We start from the raw sequence: 19,520 nt of genomic DNA on the forward strand, positions 1-19,520 counted from the left end.
TATGCAACAGGCACTTTCGTTTCGCACAAAAATTCAATTCGGGATTTATACGGTCATCAATCCCATCGTTAGATTACTAATTCGGTTAGGGCTAACACCAAACATGATCACAACCATTGGTCTGGTGTTAAACATAGGCGTAGCGGGTATCTTCATTCTGGGGGCTCAGCAAGGCAACCGGGGCGATTTAAGCTATGTTGGCTGGGCCGGAGCGCTGGTACTGTTTGCCGGTTTATTTGATATGCTGGATGGACAGGTAGCGCGTCTGGGTAAGATGAGTTCGCTATATGGTGCGCTTTTCGATTCGGTACTGGATCGTTATAGTGAACTGATCATGTTTCTGGGTATTTGTTATTACCTGATTGCCCAGCATTACTTTTTGGGTTCGTTGTTTGCATTTATTGCGCTGATCGGTTCCATGATGGTCAGCTACATTCGCGCCCGGGCCGAGGGCTTAGGCATCGAGTGCAAAGGCGGTCTTATGCAGCGCCCCGAACGGGTCATAACCATTGGCGTGTCGGCGCTGGCATGTGGTTGTCTGGCCCCTCTGCTCGGGCCTGATTTTAAGCTGTATGTGCCGGGTATTCCTGTGCACGTTTTTGAAACAATGTCCATTTTTACGCTACCGCTAACGATCATGGCGTTTATGACCAATATAACGGCCTATAAGCGGTTGACGGATTCAAAAAAAGCACTTACGCAAAAAGAAAAGTCAGCCTCTTTGCCGGGTGCTCTGGTTTTGGCACTCTTGCTCCTGGCTCCTTCATTGAGCCAATCGGCAGTTCCGAAGAAGTTGACGTCTGACCACGATCAGCCAATAACCAGCTTTCCGGTACCTAGAAATATTCCTAACCAGTTGTTTTACCTTCAGCGAGACCCGAATTCAAATACGATTATCTGTGCGCTGAATGTAAAAAATGGCCAGTTGGATAAGCAGGACCCCGTTCATGTTTTCTGGATTCGCTATACCGAAGAAAGTCAGCAGAAGGAGCTTTCGTACATTCAACGTACGTTTGCGTATGGGATCAAAGCGCGGGCGCTCTCAAACCAGGAGTATGAACTGAACTTTGTATCCTATAAAAAATTCCCTTTACGATTGGCTAAATCGGAACGGGATGCAGGCTACTACGTCTACGCGAACGTGAATCAGAAAAAGGTAATTCTAAGACGCCTTTATCTGCATATAGAAGGCGGGACCATGTGGAAGCCGAATGTAAAGTATATTCAGGTTGAAGGGATCAATGCGTCTACGGGAGAGAGTACTGTTGAACGTATTATGGTCTAGTACCGTGTTTAGTAATAAAATGACACCTACTTCCTCAATTACCAGCCCATCTCGTTACAAACAGATTCTAACACTAAGTATCGTCTCTCTGGGTTATCTGTTGCTATCCTTTATATTGGTTGGCTTTAAGTCAGATCAGTTGGTGTTGGTTGGGCTAGTGAATGCGCTATTCTTTGCTTCCGACCAGAGCCGTAAGTTTCTAATCGGGTTTTCAATCTTCATTGTGTACTGGATCATTTTCGACTACATGAAAGCGTTTCCAAACTACCAATACAATGATGTACACATCAAATCCCTGTATTTACTTGAAAAGAGCCTGTTTGGTATTCCCGCCGACTCTTCAGTTCTAACGCCCAATGAATACTGGCTGGCCCACCGAACAACATTTTTAAACGTACTGACCGGGCTGTTTTATGTAAGCTGGATTCCTATTCCTCTGCTGTTCGCTACCTACCTTTTCATCAAAAATCGACCAGCGTTCTTTCCCCTGGCGCTGACGTTTGTGCTGGTTAATCTGCTTGGCTTTATTATCTACTATCTATATCCCGCTGCTCCACCCTGGTACGTACAGCTGTATGGCTTTACCTTTCATCCGCACACACCCGGAAACACCGCTGGCTTAGCCAATTTTGATCAGTATTTTGGTATTTCGCTCTTTAGTGGTATTTATGCCAAAAGCTCGAATGTGTTTGCGGCTATGCCTTCGCTTCATTCGTCGTATCCCGTGATTGTTTTGTACTACGGCATAAAAAATAAGCTGGGACTGGTCAATCTATTTTTTGCGGTTGTGATGGTGGGTATCTGGTTTTCGGCCGTTTATACAAGCCATCATTATGTACTGGATGTCATGGCGGGCATTACCTGCGCTGTGATCGGCATTACGCTTTTTAATCAAGTATATAAAACGCGCTGGCTAACGGGTTTTATTCAGCGAATGACCGCGTTAACGGCTTAGCAACAGGTTGCGCTATAAATGTTGCTGGGGTTCGTAGTCATGAACCACTTTATCCGTGGATACAAACAGGAAGGGGCAAATCGACTCGATTTGCCCCTTCCTGTTTGTATCCACGGATAAAGCCCGTATTTCAATCCTATCCACATTTGCGCGGGCTGAAGCCCGTGGGTACAACTAGGCTTAAGCCGTTGCGCCTTCTTTCAGCCGCTCGGCGTTTTCAGCGATGCGGAGTTGCTCGATAAATTCACCAATACCACCGTCCATAACGGCAGGGAGATTATATACTGTAAGACCAATGCGGTGATCGGTAACGCGACTTTGGGGGTAATTATAGGTCCGGATTTTATCGGAACGGTCGCCACTACCTACCATCGTTTTGCGCTGCGAAGCAATAGCATCATTGTGTTTCTGTAACTCGATTTCGTACAGGCGGGAACGTAATACCGTTAAGGCTTTATCGAAATTTTTCAACTGCGATCGTTCGTCCTGACACTGAACCACCAGACCCGTTGGAATGTGGGTCAAACGAACCGCTGAGTAGGTCGTGTTAACCGACTGACCACCCGCCCCCGATGAACAGAACGTGTCCTTGCGAATGTCGTTCATGTTAATGTCAACGTCTACCTCTTCGGCTTCGGGAAGTACGGCTACGCTGGCGGCTGACGTGTGAATCCGGCCCTGGGTTTCGGTTGCGGGTACGCGTTGCACACGGTGAACTCCCGATTCAAACTTGAGCTTTCCGTATACATCTTCCCCTTCTACTTCGGTGATAATTTCTTTATAACCACCCGATGTGCCTTCGGTATAATCAACGAGAGACATTTTCCAGCCCATTTTCTCGCAGAAGCGTTGGTACATCCGGAAAATATCGCCCGCAAAAATGGCGGCCTCATCGCCCCCGGTCCCCCCGCGAATTTCGAGGATAACGTTTTTACTGTCGTTGGGGTCTTTGGGCATCAGCATTTCCTTGAGTGTTTCCTCCAGCGTATCCCGGCGGGGTAGTAACTCATCTAATTCGCCTTTGGCCATCTCCCGGAAATCTTCGTCCTTCTCGGTTGCGATGATTTGCTTGGCATTCTCGATTTCTTCAAGCAGTTGGGTGTACGCCTGGTACTGCACAACAATCTTTTCTAAATCCTTATATTCTTTACTAAGCTTCATGAAGCGCTTCTGGTCCGAAACGGCCTCGGGCTGCACAATTTGTTGAGCTACTTCGTTGAAGCGTTCACGAATGGCTTCTAACTGGTCAAGCATGAGTTATAACTTTATTTGTCGTTCTAATAGAATGACAAGACGATGTGACAATTAAGAAATACAAAATTACGAAAATCCCGTGGTCTGGCATCCCGGCAATTCAGCTTTGTATTGCGTAATTGCAACCAAGCCGACGCCAGGATGGTTTTCCTGATAAATGACGAAACGTAACCGCATTAAGTTCCTGTTATATGATACGCTCCTTGCTTCTGTTTTCTCTGTTAACCAGCTTTTTAGGGGCCTGTAATCCTGAACGGGTGCATTATACCAGTGAGCTAAAGGCAGAAATGGCCGACTCGAAGATTAAACGGATTACGAATGCTGACCTCATTGAAACTGTTGATAATCTTGGCACGAAAGTCAGTGTCGCAGTTGAAAAAGAGCTAACCACTCAACTCCAGAAAACGACAAATCCTGCTGAACGAGCCAAACTCTGTCAGCTACAAAATCTGCCTCGTACAAAAGCTATTGCCGAAAACTATGCACTGGATATCCGCTTACTAGGCGAAGCTGATATCCAGAATAAAGGGTTAAGCACTAAAGAGCGGGAAATCCTGGATGCTTATCTGTACGGCACCAAACAGAAAATGGTATCTAGTTCTAACATTCAGAAAATCACGGATACAACATTCGTGTACAATGTACCTGTTGCGGTCAATAGCCTGATTTGTGCAGCCTGTTTTGGCAACCAGGAGACACCCTTTGCGGTTTGGCACCTGGGTTTTAAGAAACGGGAAGTGGTTCGGCGGATGAGCGATACCAAGAAAAAGAAACAATCCTAGCGATTAGCGTTGACTGGCGAGCCCAAACTGCTGGCATTGGCCCACTCAATTAGTTGCCGTGCTGTTTCTGGTGGGTTATCTTCCTTAATGTCTATTGAGTGAATACGGTCAGCATCGCGCAGAGACAGCCCGTGCAGGTAGGCTTTATCGTAATAATCCAGTGTCAAATCAGCAACGGTAGCGTAATCCTGGCGGGCTAGTGCATCCAGCGCGTCTTTCGTCACTTTTCCGCCGAGTCGTTTCCGAATGCGTTCGGTTGCGGCAACGAGGGCCGCTGGGTCGATTCCGGCGTATTCGGCTACTAGTCGCTGAATACGGATTTCTTTGGGAAGGTCGATAAAGGCTACAGGGGCAACCCTCATTTGTTGCCAGAGTGGCATTGGAATAAAGCAGGAGCCTATACTTCTACTTTCGTCTTCGAGCCATACTCGGCGGGAGGATGATTCGGGGAGCTGGTCAAGTTGTCGCCACTTCGTAAACAGCTGATTTTCGAATTGCTCCGTGGCAGGTTGCGGTAACTGGCCGATGGCACCATAGGTCGACCCTTTATGGTGCGCCAGTCCTTCAAGATCAATGACCAGCTCTCCTTGTCGGGCCAGTTCTTTTAGTATATCCGTTTTGCCACTCCCTGTTTTTCCGCCCAGAATTATCAGATTTCGGGGTTCTGAAAAGGCTGCCAGAACCGTGTTGCGATACGCTTTGTAGCCGCCGATAAGTGTGGAAGCCGTCAGGCCAGCCGTATCTAACAACCACGCGAAGGAGCCACTACGCATACCACCCCGCCAGCAATGCACAAGTACTTCTTTAGTTGAGGGATTGAGTTTTTTCGATTGCTTAACAAAATCGGCAAGTTTTGGCCCGACCAGACTAAGACCAAGTAGCACAGCCGCATCTTTCCCCGCGTTCTTATACTTCGTGCCGACCAGCGCCCGTTCCTCATTATCAAACAGTGGAATGCTGATGGCACCCGGAATATGCGCATGGTCGTACTCTCCCGGCGACCGAACGTCAATAACGGGTAGGTCCTGGGCTTTGTCTAAAAAAGCATCAACGGATAACTTATGAATCATTCTGGTCGGACCGCCGACGCGGCCGATAGTTAGCAAATTTATAGATTTACAGGATTTTGTTATTTATTCGTTTCTGTTGGAAGCAAAATCAGATAAATCCTTTAATCAGTGTAATCCCGGTTCAGACAGCGTAAATACATCTGAATCGTATTCTCTAATCCAAAGTAAAGCGCATCGCAAATAAGCGCATGGCCAATGGAAACTTCTTCCAGCCCAGGCACTTGCTCGTTGAAATAACGCAGATTTTCTAAACTCAGGTCGTGGCCAGCGTTCAGGCCCAGACCTAGTTCGTTCGCTCGCTTTGCCGCCCGAACAAACGGAGCCACCGCAGCTTCTCGATTCTCGGCATAGTGCGTTGCGTAGGGTTCTGTATATAACTCGATTCGGTCGGTACCAACGGCCTTGGCACCTTCTACCATACGTTCGTCGGCATCAACGAAAATAGACACGCGAATGCCATCGGCTTTGAAGGTGTCAATTAACTGACGTAGGTGATCGGCATGGCGAATGGTATCCCAACCGGCATTGGAGGTAATGGCATCGGGAGCGTCGGGTACGAGTGTTACCTGAGCAGGCTTCACCCGCTTTACCAGTTCGATGAACCGATCATCGGGATTTCCTTCAATATTGAATTCAGTTGTAACAACGTCGTGAAGATCCAGAACGTCCTGATAACGGATATGCCGCTCATCGGGACGGGGGTGAACCGTAATGCCCTGTGCTCCGAACCGTTCGCAATCAAGAGCCACCTGTACCAGATTTGGATTATTTCCACCCCGTGCATTCCGGATGGTAGCAATTTTGTTGATATTAACGCTTAAACGAGTCATCAGCTAATGAAAAATGGGTAATGTACAATGAACAATGACTGGTTTCTTAACTTTGCCAAACCGATGATGGTTCATGGTGCTACGACCAATAAATCATTATCAATTTTACATTCTACATTATTCATTACGACAATGGCATTAAAAGCACAAATTGACGCCGATATAAAACAGGCTATGCTGGCTAAAGATCAGGACAAACTTCGCGCGTTACGAGCCGTGAAGTCCATGATCCTGCTCGAAGAAACCAAAGAAGGTCAAACAGGCGAACTAAAACCCGAAGACGAAACTAAAATTCTGACCAAAGCTGTAAAGCAACGGAAAGACTCTGCCGACATCTATCGCCAACAAAATCGCCCTGATTTACTGGCTGTAGAAGAAGCAGAAATTGCGGTTATTGAGCAGTATTTACCCAAGCAACTTTCCGAAGCCGAATTGAAAGAAAAACTACAGGCCATCATTACCCGCCTTGGTGCTTCCGTGCCATCGGATATGGGTAAAGTAATGGGCGTAGCAACTAAAGAACTAGCTGGCCAGACTGATGGAAAAGCCATTTCGGCCATGGTGAAGGTATTGTTACAATGAGCGAAAGAGAGAATGAGTGAAAGAGTGGATTGCTGATGCAAGCTCTTTGCGCTCTTTCATTCTTTCACTCATTCACTCATTAAAAATTTGAACACCCTCGACTTGCTCATGATCATCCCCCTTGCCTGGGGCGTTTTTAACGGCTATCGCAAAGGCCTCCTGGTGGAGATCGTAGCCGTTATTGCCTTTGTGGTAGCCATGATAGTCGGGTTTAAATTTCTGGCTTTTGGTATTGACTTGCTCAGTCCCTACATCAGCCGCGAATTGGCCCGGAAAATCCTGCCATGGCTAGGCTTTTCAGTGATTTTCTTCCCAACTGTATTGATGATCAATCAGATGGGGTTGGCCATCCGACGGTCGCTTAAGTATTCTGTACTAGGAACATTTGATAGTGTAGCAGGAGCCGCTGTAGGTCTTTTTACATGGGTCTTTGGAATTAGTGTTATCCTTTGGTTGTTAAGCCATATGGGCGTAAAAATGCCCGCTCGCCAGGCAGAAACGGCATTCTTGTATCCTTACATACGGCCTATTGCGCCCAAAGTGATGGATAAAGCAGCCGTTTGGGTACCGAAAGGACTCGAAGCCGGAAAAAAATGGCGGGCAGAAAATGTAAAGAGCGAAAGAGTAAAAGAGTGAAGGAGTGGTTTTTCTGCTTTCGCTCTTTCGCTATTCACTCTTTCGCTCTTTGTATCATGAAACAAGACATACGTAAACTGACTGCGGTTCAGTTAAAAGACTGGTTTACTCAAAACGGAGAACAGGGATTCCGGGCCAAACAGGTTCATGAATGGCTGTGGAAAAAATCGGCGCTTTCATTTGAGCAGATGACGAATCTGTCGCTGCCAACGCGCGAGTTGCTGAATACAAACTTTGAGATTCGTCCATTAACCGTCGATCAGCAGCAGCGCAGCAACGACGGTACCATAAAATCCTCATTCCGACTTTTTGATGGCAATCTGGTGGAAGGCGTTCTGATTCCATCGTTACGTCACGATGATATTGATCGTATGACTGCCTGTGTATCAAGCCAGGTGGGTTGTTCGCTGACCTGTAAGTTCTGCGCAACGGGCTACATGGATCGAAAGCGAAATCTCGACGCTGCCGAAATCTATGATCAGGTGGTAGCCATTGACCGGCAGGCGAAGGATAATTACGATGTTCCCCTCTCCAACATTGTGTACATGGGCATGGGTGAACCGCTATTGAATTATAAAAACGTACTGGAATCCGTGGACCGCATTACGTCGGCTGATGGGTTAGGTATGTCGCCGAAGCGGATTACGGTGTCAACGGCGGGTATTGCTAAAATGATTCGGCAACTTGGCGACGATGCCGTGAAGTTCAATCTTGCGCTTTCACTCCATGCCGCCAATGACCAGAAGCGGGATCAGATTATGCCCATCAACGAGAGTAATACGCTGGAGGCTTTGGGCGATGCACTGGGTTATTTCTACAAGAAAACGGGAACCCGTATTACGTTCGAGTATATCCTCTTTTATAATTTCAACGATACCTTGCAGGACGCCCAGGAACTCTGGAAATTCACAAAGCGCGTTCCGGCTAAGATCAATATTATTGAATACAACCCGATTGCCGAGGCTAATTTTAAAAATACCGATCCCCAGACACTAGATAAATTCGCAGACTTTTTAGAAACTAAAGGCGTAACGGTAAATGTGCGTCGGAGTCGTGGCAAAGATATTGATGCGGCCTGTGGTCAACTAGCGGGGAAGAAGTAGAGCTGCCTACTTGCGGCTCTACTTAACAATTTGGTAATACTGCTCTCCTAAGTTTGTCTTACTTTTGTGGCAATCATTGGCTTACGGACCCACTGTTTGCCTGTACACAGAAGACACCCACTCATGTTTGGATTAGAAACGGATGTTTTTATCCTCCTCTTCATCAGCTTATTTGCTGCTTGTGCTTTTGAATTTGTAAATGGTTTCCATGATACAGCCAACGCTGTAGCAACCGTCATTTATACCAATTCGCTGAAACCCACTGTTGCCGTTGTCTGGTCCGGTATTTGCAATTTCACTGGCGTATTGCTGGGTGGTATTGGCGTTGCAATGGGTATTGTAAACCTGCTACCTGTTGAATTACTGGTTGATCAGAACGTGTATCATAGCGTGGCTATGGTGCTGGCCTTGCTACTGAGCGCTATTATCTGGAATTTAGGAACCTGGTATTTTGGTATTCCCAGTTCAAGCTCGCATACACTCATTGGTTCCATCCTAGGCGTTGGCCTTGCTTTCTCAACCTTGCCTGAAAATACAGCCGGAGCCGCTGTTAACTGGGACAAAGCCATCGAAACCGGCGAAGCCTTATTACTATCGCCATTGCTGGGTTTCAGTCTCGCCATCGTATTGATGTTTGTACTTCGCCGGTTAGTGGCCGAGGACGTGAAAGCACAGCTTTTTAAAGAGCCTAAGAAAAACAGCGAACCACCTACCTGGATTCGGGCTGTATTGATTGCTACCTGTTCTTTAGTGAGTTTTTTCCACGGTAGTAATGATGGACAGAAAGGGGTTGGTTTGATTATGCTTATCCTGATTGGGATTGTGCCTTACCACTTTGCCATTAAATCTGACCTCGATCCAAGGTTGATGCAGACGAACATCACGGGTATCGAGCAAACCATTGCAGTGCTGGATTCCAATCAGCTTTCGCCCATTAACCGGGATCGGCTGGCACAAACCCGTATTGAACTGACTGAATTAAAGCTGCTAATAAACGGAGCACTTGTTGATAAGAAAATTCCGAACGAAAAACGTCTGGATGTCCGGAAGGATTTGCTGTTGATTAACAGCAATATGAAAAAAATTACGGCCGACGAAGGTGCCAACGTAAGTGCAAGCCAAATGGCGACTTTGAACAAAAGCCTTGGTGAAGAAAGTGGCTTGCGTCGGTTTACGGACTATGCCCCTTTCTGGGTTATCCTGATGATTGCACTTTCATTAGGCCTGGGTACCATGATTGGCTGGCGCCGGATTGTGGTAACGGTGGGTGAAAAAATTGGTAAGCAACACCTGACTTACGCCCAGGGTGCATCTGCCGAATTAGTGGCTGCAACAATGATTGGAGTTGGCACCTGGTTGAAGCTGCCAATTAGTACCACACACGTTTTGTCATCTGGAATTGCCGGGAGTATGGTGGCCAGTAAAGGGGTTAAAAACCTGCAGGCTTCTACTGTTCGGAACATTGCTCTGGCCTGGGTACTTACCCTACCCGTTTCGATATTGCTATCGTTTACCCTCTATATTTTCTTCCGCTGGCTTTTGTAGTAAAGTAACGTGGCCCTCTGGTCCGCATAGTTGAAGAATATTCTTCAACTATGCGGACCAGAGGGCCACGTTACAATTCTTTAATGGCAATATTCCGGAAGCGGTGGGCAGCACCGGGTTTCCAGGAATTGGCCATATTGAAAGACTCCGCTGCCGCCGAATACACGGCTGACCAGTGCGCCTGAAGGCCAATCATGCCTTTTGTTTCACCCGCCACAAAGTCGTTTACGGGTTCTGTAACGTCCCACATAAATTGATCGTTTACCCATAAGCGAATATGGGGAATGTCGCCTTCCATACGGATACGGAATGAATTCCATTCGCCGGGTTTCCAGACTTTAGCAATCGTTTCGGCACGAGCGCCCTTACTCACATTCATCCGCTCACCTAACAGATCACCTAAGCCTCCGGGCATAGCCAGTTCTATTTGATAAGCAGCCCCGCTTTCGGTAGATCGAATGAAAATACCCCCGTTGCAAAACGAGTCAACTTTTGCTTCCAGGTACAATTCGAAATTGCCGTATTTTTTATCGGTTAGCAGAACACCACCTTGCCCATACGGGTATTGTTTTAGCGTAATGACGCCGTTTTCTACGTAAAAATTACCGGTAGTACCCTGGTGCGATGTTCGGCTGGTGTGCCATCCTTTCAGGTCTTTTCCGTTGAAAAGTGGTGTGAAGCCCGATGGGATTTTGCCAATCTGAGCATTGGCAATGCTTACTATCAGTGTAAGTAGGAGGAGGCTAATTAATTTCCTGCGAGTCATAGATACGACCATCTTGTTGTTGGGTTGATTACTTGACTTCCATGACGATCCGGAATCCAATATCCCAGCCGTTGCCTGGCCCTGCTGCGTGGGTCATGTAGGTCGCATTTTTCACATCACCCACAAACGAGGCTCCTTTCAGCACATGCTGGCTACCTGTGCGGGGTGAGCCGGTTGGGTCGGCAAAGAGTTTCTCGTTGTAATAATCCTGAACCCACTCCCAAACGTTGCCTAGCGTATCGTAAAGTCCCCAGGCATTAGGTGTTTTCTGACCTATCTTGCTCGTTGTTGTTGAGCCCATCTGTGCCGATGCCCAAATGGCTTTCCACGAAATATCATCCTGAGCACCTGCACGAGCGGCATATTCCCACTCGAATTCGGTAGGTAACCGGTAATGATGGTCTTTATCCAGCGCATTTAATTTCGTCAGGAATTTCTGAACATCCTGCCAGGAAACCTGCTCAACCGGATGCTGGTCTGCCTCGTCCTTAACCTTGCTCCCCTGAAAAGCGGATGGGTTCATGCCCATAACCTGCTTCCATTGGGCCTGAGTTACCTCAAATTTGCCAATGTAGTATGGGCGATTGATCTTGACCGTAAAGCCGGGCCGTGCATCCTGCTTAACCAACGTTTCGGCGAGTTGATAATCTTGTTGAGTCCACGGTATGCCCGGCTCGCTCTTTTTAGATGCCTCTGTTGGCTGAGGCTGGTGCGGATAGGGTGGCTGAAATCGTCCAACAATCATGCTCCCCGGCTGAATGAGTACGAACTCCATTCCAATTCGATTCGTAAACGTGGATTCCTGCGCAAATAGGGCGTGCGTGCCAAGTAAGAGCAGAAAACCCGGAAATTTTTTTAAGAAGGACAGGTTCATGACAAGCGATTATTTATGAGACTTATCCTTTTCTTCGGGTTTGCTCCAGTTTGTTCGTTCGGCCCGGCCTAACTTAAATATTTCCAGTTCCTGCTGGGTCATCCCCGCCGAAATCACGGGCGTATTCGCACGCGTGTAAGCAACTTCTTCTGGCGTAACAACGGAGGCTTTATTACCTAGTTCGCTGCTGTTTCGGACGTAGCTCAATACTGAGGCAATCCATTTATCGTCGTTACTGGCCATTGAGGGCATCATATCCGGGTAGGTCTTGCCATCAACGGGACCTCGCATACCATTTAGTAGCAACTGCATCAGGAGTGTTTTGTCGCCTTTTACGCGGGGCGAGCCGACCAAAGGAGGAGCTGGCATTTGCTTGCCACCCATCGCGATTCCTTTTCCATCGGGGCCATGACAGGTAGCGCAGAGTTGTTTAAAAATCGTGGCTCCCCGCGTTACCAATGCGCGGTCGGCGGGGCTTAGGTTGCGGGTTCGTTCCTGCTCGGCCTGGAGCATTTTCTGGGATTCGGCAAACGTAGTAAATGAGAACTGCATGAGTTCGTTCTTCGGATTTTCGGCCAGCAGCGTTTTGACAAGTGACTGCGTTTGGGGCGTTTTATGGCTCCGAAGTGATAACGCCAACTGGATGCGAACATCGGCGCTTGGGTCAGCTTTTAAGGAGGCCAGTTTCTCGATTACTTCCAGGTCTTTTTTCTTTAGATAATACTCACTAACCCAGACGGCTGTCTTTCTGACTTGTGGATCAGCGTCGGTAAATGCACGAAAAAGGGTTGGTTTGTCAATGGCATCTAAGCCTTCCAGCGTCCATAAGGCATGAATACGGGCTAATGGACTAGGTGCTTTCGCCAGCGATGCTTTTTCACCAGTGGCTATCTGTTTTAGGCTCGGCACAACCGATTGGTCATTCTTTATGATCAGCAATAATTGGGCATTGTCGCGCCACCAGCCGTTGGGATGATCGAGGTAGGTAACCAACTGGCTGGCCGATTCATTGAGCATGTTTGGCTTACGTGTGTCGCGCTTGAAGTCGTCGTGCACCACCCGGTAAATACGGCCCATTCCCCGATTCTTATATAGTCCTTTTTGCTGAATGATCCCCCCTAAATACGAACCGGGCTTTGTCCATTCGCTTTCCTGAATGATGCCGTGGTACATATCCACAATGTAAAAACAGCCATCGGGACCCGTATACGTATTGATGGGGCGGAAATTCATATCGGCCGATGCCAGCCAATCTTGCTGTTTGTAGGCATCTTCGATGTAAATTTTCCCGTTTTTGTTACTCACTTTCCCCCGTTTAATAATCCGCCCTACAGGCTCTGGAATGAAATAATCGCCCTGCATATCGGTAGGCAGGCGGTCGCCACGGAAAATAGATTGCCCACAGCCCGACGTGTACTTGTTCAGCGTATTATCTTCGGGTCGTAACGCTTCTCGTCCTCCCTGCGCATCGACAGTCCCGATAATTGGCCATGGTTTCGTGAAGCCTTCTGAATATTGATCGGCAAAGTTCAGGGCCCCATAAGCTGGGTTTTGCTGAATCTGTACTGCCGGCAATCCAGGGCCAGCTTCTGAGTAAAATAAGCGACCGTAATTGTCGGTCGTCATTCCCCATTGGCCAATCATATTGTCGACGAGGGTGTCGGCCAGCAGTTTTCCGTTCCTGTATTTATACCGAAGGTTATCACGCGTGGGGTAAATCCAGTTATCCAGATTCCAGATCATCCCGCCATTCTGATGTTCCAGATTTCGGGAGTCGATGGCATCGTTATTAAAGACTATTTTCTTCTCATCGGCCTTTCCGTCACCGTTTGTATCCCGGTAGCTCCAGATGTGCAGAACATTGGTTATACCCACCAATAATTGATCGCCCACAGGCAAAATGGTGCGGGGTAAAACAAGACTATCAATGAAGATGGTTGATTTGTCCATTTTGCCATCGCCATCCGTATCCTCCAACCGTTTAATCCGGCTTGTTGGCGCATACTCACCGGTAGCGCTGGCATCCTTCATGTAGGTATTCATCTCGGCTACATACAGTCTGCCGTTGCCATCCCAGGCCAGTGCAACCGGCTCCTGAATCATGGGCTCGCTGGCTACCAGTTCAATATGATATCCGGGCGGTAATTGAATTTTTTCAATACTTGCTTCCGGCGATAAGGGCTCTACAGACGGATTTGTATCCAGTACGACTCGGGTAAAGTCTTTGCTGGAAGACGTTTTATAGGACTTGTTACAACTAACGGAAACGAAGATGAGTGCAAGAAGAAAGACAGAGAAAAGGCAACTTTTGCGATCCGGGTTTACTTCGGAAAACGGTTTCATAACAGTTCGGCTTTAGGAATAAAGGGGCTTTGTCATTCGCTTATAAATAAGGTGGGTTGACAAAGGGGGTATAGGTTATCAAAAGTAGCGGTTGTTCCAATCAACTTTTTTCCTGCGCCCACTCAGGAGCGTCCTGTTCAATGGCATGACGAACTTTGGCGACAATGTCATCGACCGTATCATCGGGACTATAATGCAAAGGTGCTTTAAACTGGACTGTCAGGAGTGTATTTCGTTTTTTGAAGCGTAACCCCTTTTTATCGAAGGCGCGACGAAAGCCATTGATAACAACGGGTATAACGATTGGCTGGTTGTTTTTCAGGAGGTGCCCAGTCCCTTTCCGAACGGGGGCATAAGGCGTAGTAGTACCTTGTGGGAAACTCACTACCCAACCGTGAGCTAAGGCTTTTCCAATTTTCTCATTGGCAGTATTATCAACTGCTCGCTGCACTTCACGCCCTTCTGCCCGCCAGGATCGTTCGATTGTCAGGGCGCCACCCGCAGCAAAAACACGGGGCACGAAGCCTTTTTTCATGGTTTCAGAAGCCGCCACGTAATACTGCCGCGCACGAGGGCCGAACAGATAAACAGGTGGTACCATTGTGTTCTGAAACCCCCATTTTACGGCGCAGAAGATGTGGAAAAACGCAATGACATCGGCAAAGTAGGTCTGATGATTTGATAGAAACAGAACGTTATTGATGGGCAGATTTTCTAAGTTTTCGGTTCCTTCAATCTGAATCCGATTCACTACGGTATAACGCGCATAGGTCAGCCAACCAACCGTGCCAATCAGTATTCGTCTGATTAGCAACGAACTGCCGAAAGGGTCACACTCAAATAGGCCCAGCACATCTAGCGGCATCAGGAACTTAGGCAGATAGCTGAACTTAGTTGGCTTAATGTACTTCATCGTTAGGTTAAGGATCGTAGGTTATTGGTAAAGTTACGAGACCGCTACAATGTTTTCAACAAAAAATACAATTGGCTGATTACCAGAGAAAAACGTGCGGTAGTGACGCTACATGGAAAGATTTTAAACGGATCGCCATATTTTTTTTTGATAGGGATTAATCCTTTCTGAAGTCGTGTCCTCTAACCAACGAAAACGCCAATAACTAATCACGTCGCCTATCGCCTACGCTTTACACAATCAATTTCAGGTTCTCATTTCTTAGTCTATTATCCCTTCAATACCATGAAACGAATTGTGCTTGCCGGTGTTCTTGCCTTCTTTGGCTTATTTTCTATCCAAACGTCTTTTGCTCAGGTTCAGGTCGGTATCCGGGGTGGTGCCAACTGGGGCTTTGCCTCTAAACCCGACTTTCTGGGTAGCCTGACTCCTGATTTTCATCCAACGGCTGGACCAACCGGCGCTATCTTCCTGGATATTCCGTTGAGTGACCGTGTTTCCTTCCGCCCCGAACTGGCGTATGTACAGAAAGGTGTCGCTATAAAAGAAGGTTTCGATCTTAATCTGGGTGGGTTTAATCTTCCACTAGGTGCCACCATTGCCTACCAATCGCAACAACTTGAAGTGCCCCTGCTGTTTAAATTCAATCTGAGCGATGGTCCTGTTCAACCTTATCTGATTGCAGGACCTGCTGCAAGTTATGCCCTGGATGGTCGAATTCGGACGCGGGCTTCGGCCTTGTTTACGACCCAACCTTATGATATTGACGTAAACTACGGAGGTACATTAAGTCGCTGGGATGTGAGTGCTGTCGGCGGTCTGGGGCTTGCAATGGATGCAGGTGCGGGTAAGTTCTTTATCGAAGGCCGCTATACGCAGGGCTTCACCCGGCAGATACAGGTGCCCGTTGTCAATGTAAATGTTCGGAATCGGGGTGTAGCCGTCTCTTTAGGCTATTCCTTCCCGATTGGATATTAAGTGGCGTTAGTCAAGTAAGTTAAGTGAGTAAAACAGGACTATATAATTTACTTCACTAACTCCACCTACTTCACTAATTCCGCCATACACTTCAAGAATTGTTGAATCAACCTGAATCAGTAAAGGCGGGGCTGCTCAGTTCCGCCTTTCTCGTTTTAATGATGAAAATATGACTAAAGTCAGGAAATTTAAGGAGGGGCAAATGGCGTTATCCATTGAAAATGTGTTAATTTTACTCTTCATTTTTCACCGAATTTGTACGGCGACACCTCATCTATGGCAACGTTAACTGATTTTGTACGTTCAAACGCTTCCGAACCTCACCGAATTCGCACCCGACAAATCCTTAAATCTCACCCCGAAATCAAGAAACTGATTGGTCAGAAAAACCCGAATACGTTTTGGGTGGCTGCCTTTTGTGTAGTTCTGATGACGGGTATGGCCTGGCTCGTTCGTGACCAATCGTGGTGGATTGTGGTTGCGGCTGCCTGGTTTATTGGCGCCTTCCCGGCACACACGCTATTCGTTTGTATTCACGAAGCGGCTCATAATCTGATCTTTCGCAAACCGACGGCTAATATGTGGGCGGCTATTTTTGCCAACCTCCCAACCGTATTCCCAACGGCATTAACGTTTAAGAATTTCCATATCAAGCACCATGCTTTTCAGGGGGTTCACGAACTGGATGCCGATTTGCCAGACTGGTACGAGGCTCGCTTAATTAAAAACTACGCCATTGGCAAGGCGATCTGGTTGTTGTTCTATCCTATTTTTCAGGGTATTCGTACGCTGCGGATGAAAGAACTAGCCGTTTTTGACAAATGGGTAATTGCCAATTTTATTGTTCAGATTACATTTGATGTGCTGATTGTAACCCTGTTTGGCTGGAAAGCATTGGCCTTTATGGTGCTGTGTCTGTTCTTCTCGGTGGGTCTTCATCCATTGGGTGCCCGCTGGGCCCAGGAGCACTTCCTGACACTTGATCCACAACAAGAGACCTACAGTTATTATGGTCCCCTTAACGGGCCTAATCTGAACGTAGGGTTCCACAATGAGCACCACGATTTTCCGTCTATTCCCTGGAATAAGCTACCAGAAATTAAGAAATCGGCTCCCGAGTATTACGAGTCGCTGAAATATCATACATCGTTTGTGAAGCTATTTTTCCTCTTCCTGTTCGATCAGGAGATATCGCTTTTTTCGCGAATTGTTCGTAAGGAACGTGGTCGTGTCCTGGTTTCCGATCAATCGAGACCCGATATGGAGTTGATACAAGCGCAGGAAGCACCAGCCCAAACGGCCGCTTAGTCAATCTGCTTTCTTATAAAAAATCCCCGCCAGAAGATTCTGGCGGGGATTTTTTGTTGTAGCGCGGACATCTTGTTCGCTTAACTTACTAAGAATTCAGCTATAATTTAGCCTCAGTATAATTATGCGGACAGGACGTCTGCGCTACACTTCTAAAATTTCGCTTTTCCTGAATCCAGAAACGCAACGAAGTTGGCTATATCCCGATCGTAGTTCTTAGGAGCTACAAGTAGTTTGCCATCGCCGTTTACCAGGCAGTAATGCGGCTGGGCGTTGTTATTGTATTTCGTGATCTGCAAATCGGCATTCTGAGCACCAATCGTTTTTTTAACTTTTTGATCGTAGGTGGAGGTATACCACTCAGTTTCGGGAAGTTCGGTTTTGTCGTCCACGTAAAGGGCCAACATCACGAAATCATTCTGTAATCGCGACATCACCGCCGGGTCCGACCAAACGCGGGCTTCCATTTCCCGACAGTTTACACAACCATGACCAGTGAAATCAATAAATACGGGCTTATTTACTTGTTTAGAGTAAGCTAATGCCTGTTTGTAATCGAAAAAGCCCTGTAAGCCGTGCGGCAGGTGAAATAAATCTGCATGCTTGATCGTCGGATTTCCGGTTAACGCTGCCTGCTGGTTACCTCCAGAAGTTTGACCATGTAAATTGAAGTCCTGCGACGTTTCGGGCGGTAAATAACCTGATAAGGCTTTCAGCGGAGCGCCCCACAAACCGGGAATCATGTAGACGACAAATGAGAATGCCGCGATGGCTAGCAGGAGTTTCTGTACACTGATGAACTTAACCTCGCTGTCGTGAGGAAGACGAAGTTTACCCAGGAAATAAAAGCCAATCAGCGCGAAAATGACAATCCATAGCGATAGAAAAACCTCTCGATCGAGCAGGTGCCAGTGATAAACCTGGTCGGCCACACTTAGGAACTTGAAGGCAAGCGCTAACTCCAGAAAGCCCAGAACCACCTTTACCGAGTTCAGCCAGCCACCCGAACGGGGTAAGTTTTTGAGCCATTGTGGGAAGGCCGCAAATAAGGTGAACGGTATGGCAAAAGCCGACGAAAACGCGGCCATTCCTAAAATAGGTTTAACAACCTCGCCACCAGCCGATGCTACCAGCAAACTGCCAACAATAGGCCCTGTGCAGGAAAATGATACCAGTACCAGTGTGAAGGCCATGAAGAAAATCCCCGTAATGCCGCCTTTCTCCGACTTTGCATCAGCCTGATTGATGAGTGAGTTTGGCAATACAATCTCAAACAGGCCCAGAAAGGATAGTCCAAAAATGAAGAAGGTGGCAAAAAACAAAACGTTCGGCAGCCAGTGCGTGCTAACGAAGTTGGCAAAAGCCGGGCCGTTAAACCGCGAGACAACTGTACCAATCAGCACGTAAATACCAATAATAAAAGCACCATACAGAAAGGCTTTCCACATGCCGCCCTGCTGGTTGGTGAAAAAACTAACCGTTGCTGGAATAATCGGGAACACACAAGGCGTGAGCAAAGCAACCAGACCTGACAGAAAAGCGGCTAACAGAAATCCGCCCAGTGATTCCTGTGGCGTATTCTTGGACCCTTCTACCGATAAATCCGGAATTTTGACCGCTTCCTTAACTGTGGTCTCTTCGGGTTTAGCTGCTTCCGTTGCTGTTAGTGCGGGTGCTGGCGTAATAGCTGCAACTGCTGTTTCGGAGGTTGGTTTGGTAACTGTAGAAACTGTTGTTGGCGTTGAGGCTACTGCTGTTGTAGTAGCCGGTGCAGAAACCACTAAGCCCGTGATAGAAAAATCTTCATTCCCAGGAATGCACTGACCATCCTTATCGGTACAGACCTGATAATCAACATTGCCTTCAATAACTGGCTTATCGCTGAGAATTTTGATACGTTGCGAAAACTGTGCTGCGCCGTGCATTACATACGTATCGCCCTCAAATACCTCCTCATATTTAGTTTCGACCTTACTCACAGGTTTTACCTTCCCCACCAGCTCAAAGCTTTTGTTAGGCGTAAGCTTAATGACCGTTGGTAGAGGACCGTCAATTTTTGGATTGACATCCGACGAGTAGATATGATAACCAGTTTGAACATTAGCGGTGAACCGGAGTTCAATGACCTCGCCAACGTTGGCTGATGATTTGACCGGCTTATAGGTCCAGGTGACTGGTTTTAGAATCTGGGCAAACGTAGCGAGGGGTAGCAAGAGCCACACCGCAAGCGTAAGAATTGATTTCATCCCGCTTTGGGTAAGTGATGGTTTGTTTGAAGAACAGAAATACTGCAAAA

At 47.3% G+C, this 19,520-nt stretch carries 17 protein-coding genes; 9 read left to right on the forward strand and 8 right to left on the reverse strand.

Going from position 1 to position 19,520, the window contains the following annotated elements; translation table 11 throughout:
• The first annotated feature begins 1 nt into the window (after nt 1).
• Both ACYVGO_RS05925 and ACYVGO_RS05930 read left to right on the forward strand, forming a co-directional pair.
• A complete protein-coding gene (locus ACYVGO_RS05925) occupies nt 2–1,285 on the forward strand; it encodes a DUF4833 domain-containing protein (protein ID WP_460968287.1) in 1,284 nt (427 codons plus the stop codon).
• Between the two features lie 19 nt (nt 1,286–1,304).
• Nucleotides 1,305–2,240, forward strand: a complete 936-nt coding sequence (locus ACYVGO_RS05930) for a phosphatase PAP2 family protein (RefSeq protein ID WP_460968289.1) — start codon at nt 1,305–1,307, stop codon at nt 2,238–2,240.
• Between the two features lie 180 nt (nt 2,241–2,420).
• Here the strand turns inward: ACYVGO_RS05930 and prfA are convergent, their stop codons facing one another.
• Entirely contained in the window at nt 2,421–3,494 is a 1,074-nt protein-coding gene (gene prfA, locus ACYVGO_RS05935) for a peptide chain release factor 1 (RefSeq protein WP_460968291.1), read from the reverse strand.
• 191 nt (nt 3,495–3,685) lie between these two features.
• On the opposite strand from prfA, the gene ACYVGO_RS05940 reads away from it, so the two are divergent.
• Nucleotides 3,686–4,276, forward strand: a complete 591-nt coding sequence (locus ACYVGO_RS05940; protein WP_460968293.1) for a hypothetical protein — start codon at nt 3,686–3,688, stop codon at nt 4,274–4,276.
• Here the strand turns inward: ACYVGO_RS05940 and mnmH are convergent.
• Nucleotides 4,273–5,346, reverse strand: coding sequence for a tRNA 2-selenouridine(34) synthase MnmH (gene mnmH / locus ACYVGO_RS05945; RefSeq protein WP_460968295.1), 1,074 nt, complete (start codon nt 5,344–5,346; stop codon nt 4,273–4,275). The two genes, ACYVGO_RS05940 and mnmH, sit on opposite strands and share 4 nt — an antisense overlap.
• Before the next feature lie 101 nt (nt 5,347–5,447).
• Nucleotides 5,448–6,176 (reverse strand): pyridoxine 5'-phosphate synthase, encoded by a 729-nt coding sequence (locus ACYVGO_RS05950; RefSeq protein ID WP_142776132.1) that lies wholly within the window; start codon nt 6,174–6,176, stop codon nt 5,448–5,450.
• Nucleotides 6,177–6,308: 132 nt separating this feature from the next.
• On the opposite strand from ACYVGO_RS05950, the gene ACYVGO_RS05955 reads away from it, so the two are divergent.
• From ACYVGO_RS05955 to ACYVGO_RS05970, 4 genes are all read left to right on the forward strand, one after another.
• Nucleotides 6,309–6,758 carry a GatB/YqeY domain-containing protein gene (locus tag ACYVGO_RS05955; protein WP_460968847.1) on the forward strand — a complete coding sequence of 150 codons (450 nt, stop codon included), beginning with the start codon at nt 6,309–6,311 and terminating at the stop codon, nt 6,756–6,758.
• A 108-nt stretch (nt 6,759–6,866) separates the two neighbouring features.
• Complete coding sequence (locus ACYVGO_RS05960; protein ID WP_142776130.1) at nt 6,867–7,394, forward strand: CvpA family protein; 528 nt, start codon at nt 6,867–6,869, stop codon at nt 7,392–7,394.
• Nucleotides 7,395–7,450: 56 nt separating this feature from the next.
• A complete protein-coding gene (gene rlmN / locus ACYVGO_RS05965; protein WP_460968298.1) occupies nt 7,451–8,497 on the forward strand; it encodes a dual-specificity RNA methyltransferase RlmN in 1,047 nt (348 codons plus the stop codon).
• A 123-nt stretch (nt 8,498–8,620) separates the two neighbouring features.
• Entirely contained in the window at nt 8,621–10,042 is a 1,422-nt protein-coding gene (locus ACYVGO_RS05970; protein ID WP_142776128.1) for an inorganic phosphate transporter, read from the forward strand.
• Between the two features lie 70 nt (nt 10,043–10,112).
• On the opposite strand, the gene ACYVGO_RS05975 is transcribed toward ACYVGO_RS05970, so the two are convergent.
• From ACYVGO_RS05975 to ACYVGO_RS05990, 4 genes are all read right to left on the reverse strand, one after another.
• A complete protein-coding gene (locus ACYVGO_RS05975; protein WP_460968300.1) occupies nt 10,113–10,808 on the reverse strand; it encodes a 3-keto-disaccharide hydrolase in 696 nt (231 codons plus the stop codon).
• 28 nt (nt 10,809–10,836) lie between these two features.
• The gene (locus ACYVGO_RS05980; protein WP_460968302.1) at nt 10,837–11,682 is read right to left on the reverse strand and encodes a formylglycine-generating enzyme family protein; all 846 of its coding nucleotides are present in this window, start codon (nt 11,680–11,682) and stop codon (nt 10,837–10,839) included.
• A gap of 9 nt (nt 11,683–11,691) precedes the next feature.
• Nucleotides 11,692–14,025: a DUF7133 domain-containing protein gene (locus tag ACYVGO_RS05985; protein WP_460968304.1), complete on the reverse strand. Its 2,334-nt coding sequence runs from the start codon at nt 14,023–14,025 to the stop codon at nt 11,692–11,694.
• Between the two features lie 100 nt (nt 14,026–14,125).
• Nucleotides 14,126–14,938: a lysophospholipid acyltransferase family protein gene (locus ACYVGO_RS05990; protein WP_142776124.1), complete on the reverse strand. Its 813-nt coding sequence runs from the start codon at nt 14,936–14,938 to the stop codon at nt 14,126–14,128.
• 285 nt (nt 14,939–15,223) lie between these two features.
• Here ACYVGO_RS05990 and ACYVGO_RS05995 point away from each other — a divergent pair, with 285 nt between their 5' ends.
• Entirely contained in the window at nt 15,224–15,916 is a 693-nt protein-coding gene (locus ACYVGO_RS05995; RefSeq protein WP_460968306.1) for a porin family protein, read from the forward strand.
• A gap of 276 nt (nt 15,917–16,192) precedes the next feature.
• Nucleotides 16,193–17,224: a fatty acid desaturase gene (locus tag ACYVGO_RS06000; protein ID WP_460968308.1), complete on the forward strand. Its 1,032-nt coding sequence runs from the start codon at nt 16,193–16,195 to the stop codon at nt 17,222–17,224.
• 152 nt (nt 17,225–17,376) lie between these two features.
• Here ACYVGO_RS06000 and ACYVGO_RS06005 read toward each other — a convergent pair whose 3' ends face one another.
• On the reverse strand, nt 17,377–19,470 hold the full coding sequence (locus ACYVGO_RS06005; RefSeq protein WP_460968310.1) for a protein-disulfide reductase DsbD family protein: 2,094 nt from the start codon (nt 19,468–19,470) through the stop codon (nt 17,377–17,379).
• Nucleotides 19,471–19,520: the final 50 nt, after the last annotated feature.

Source organism: Spirosoma migulaei, assembly GCF_054776855.1.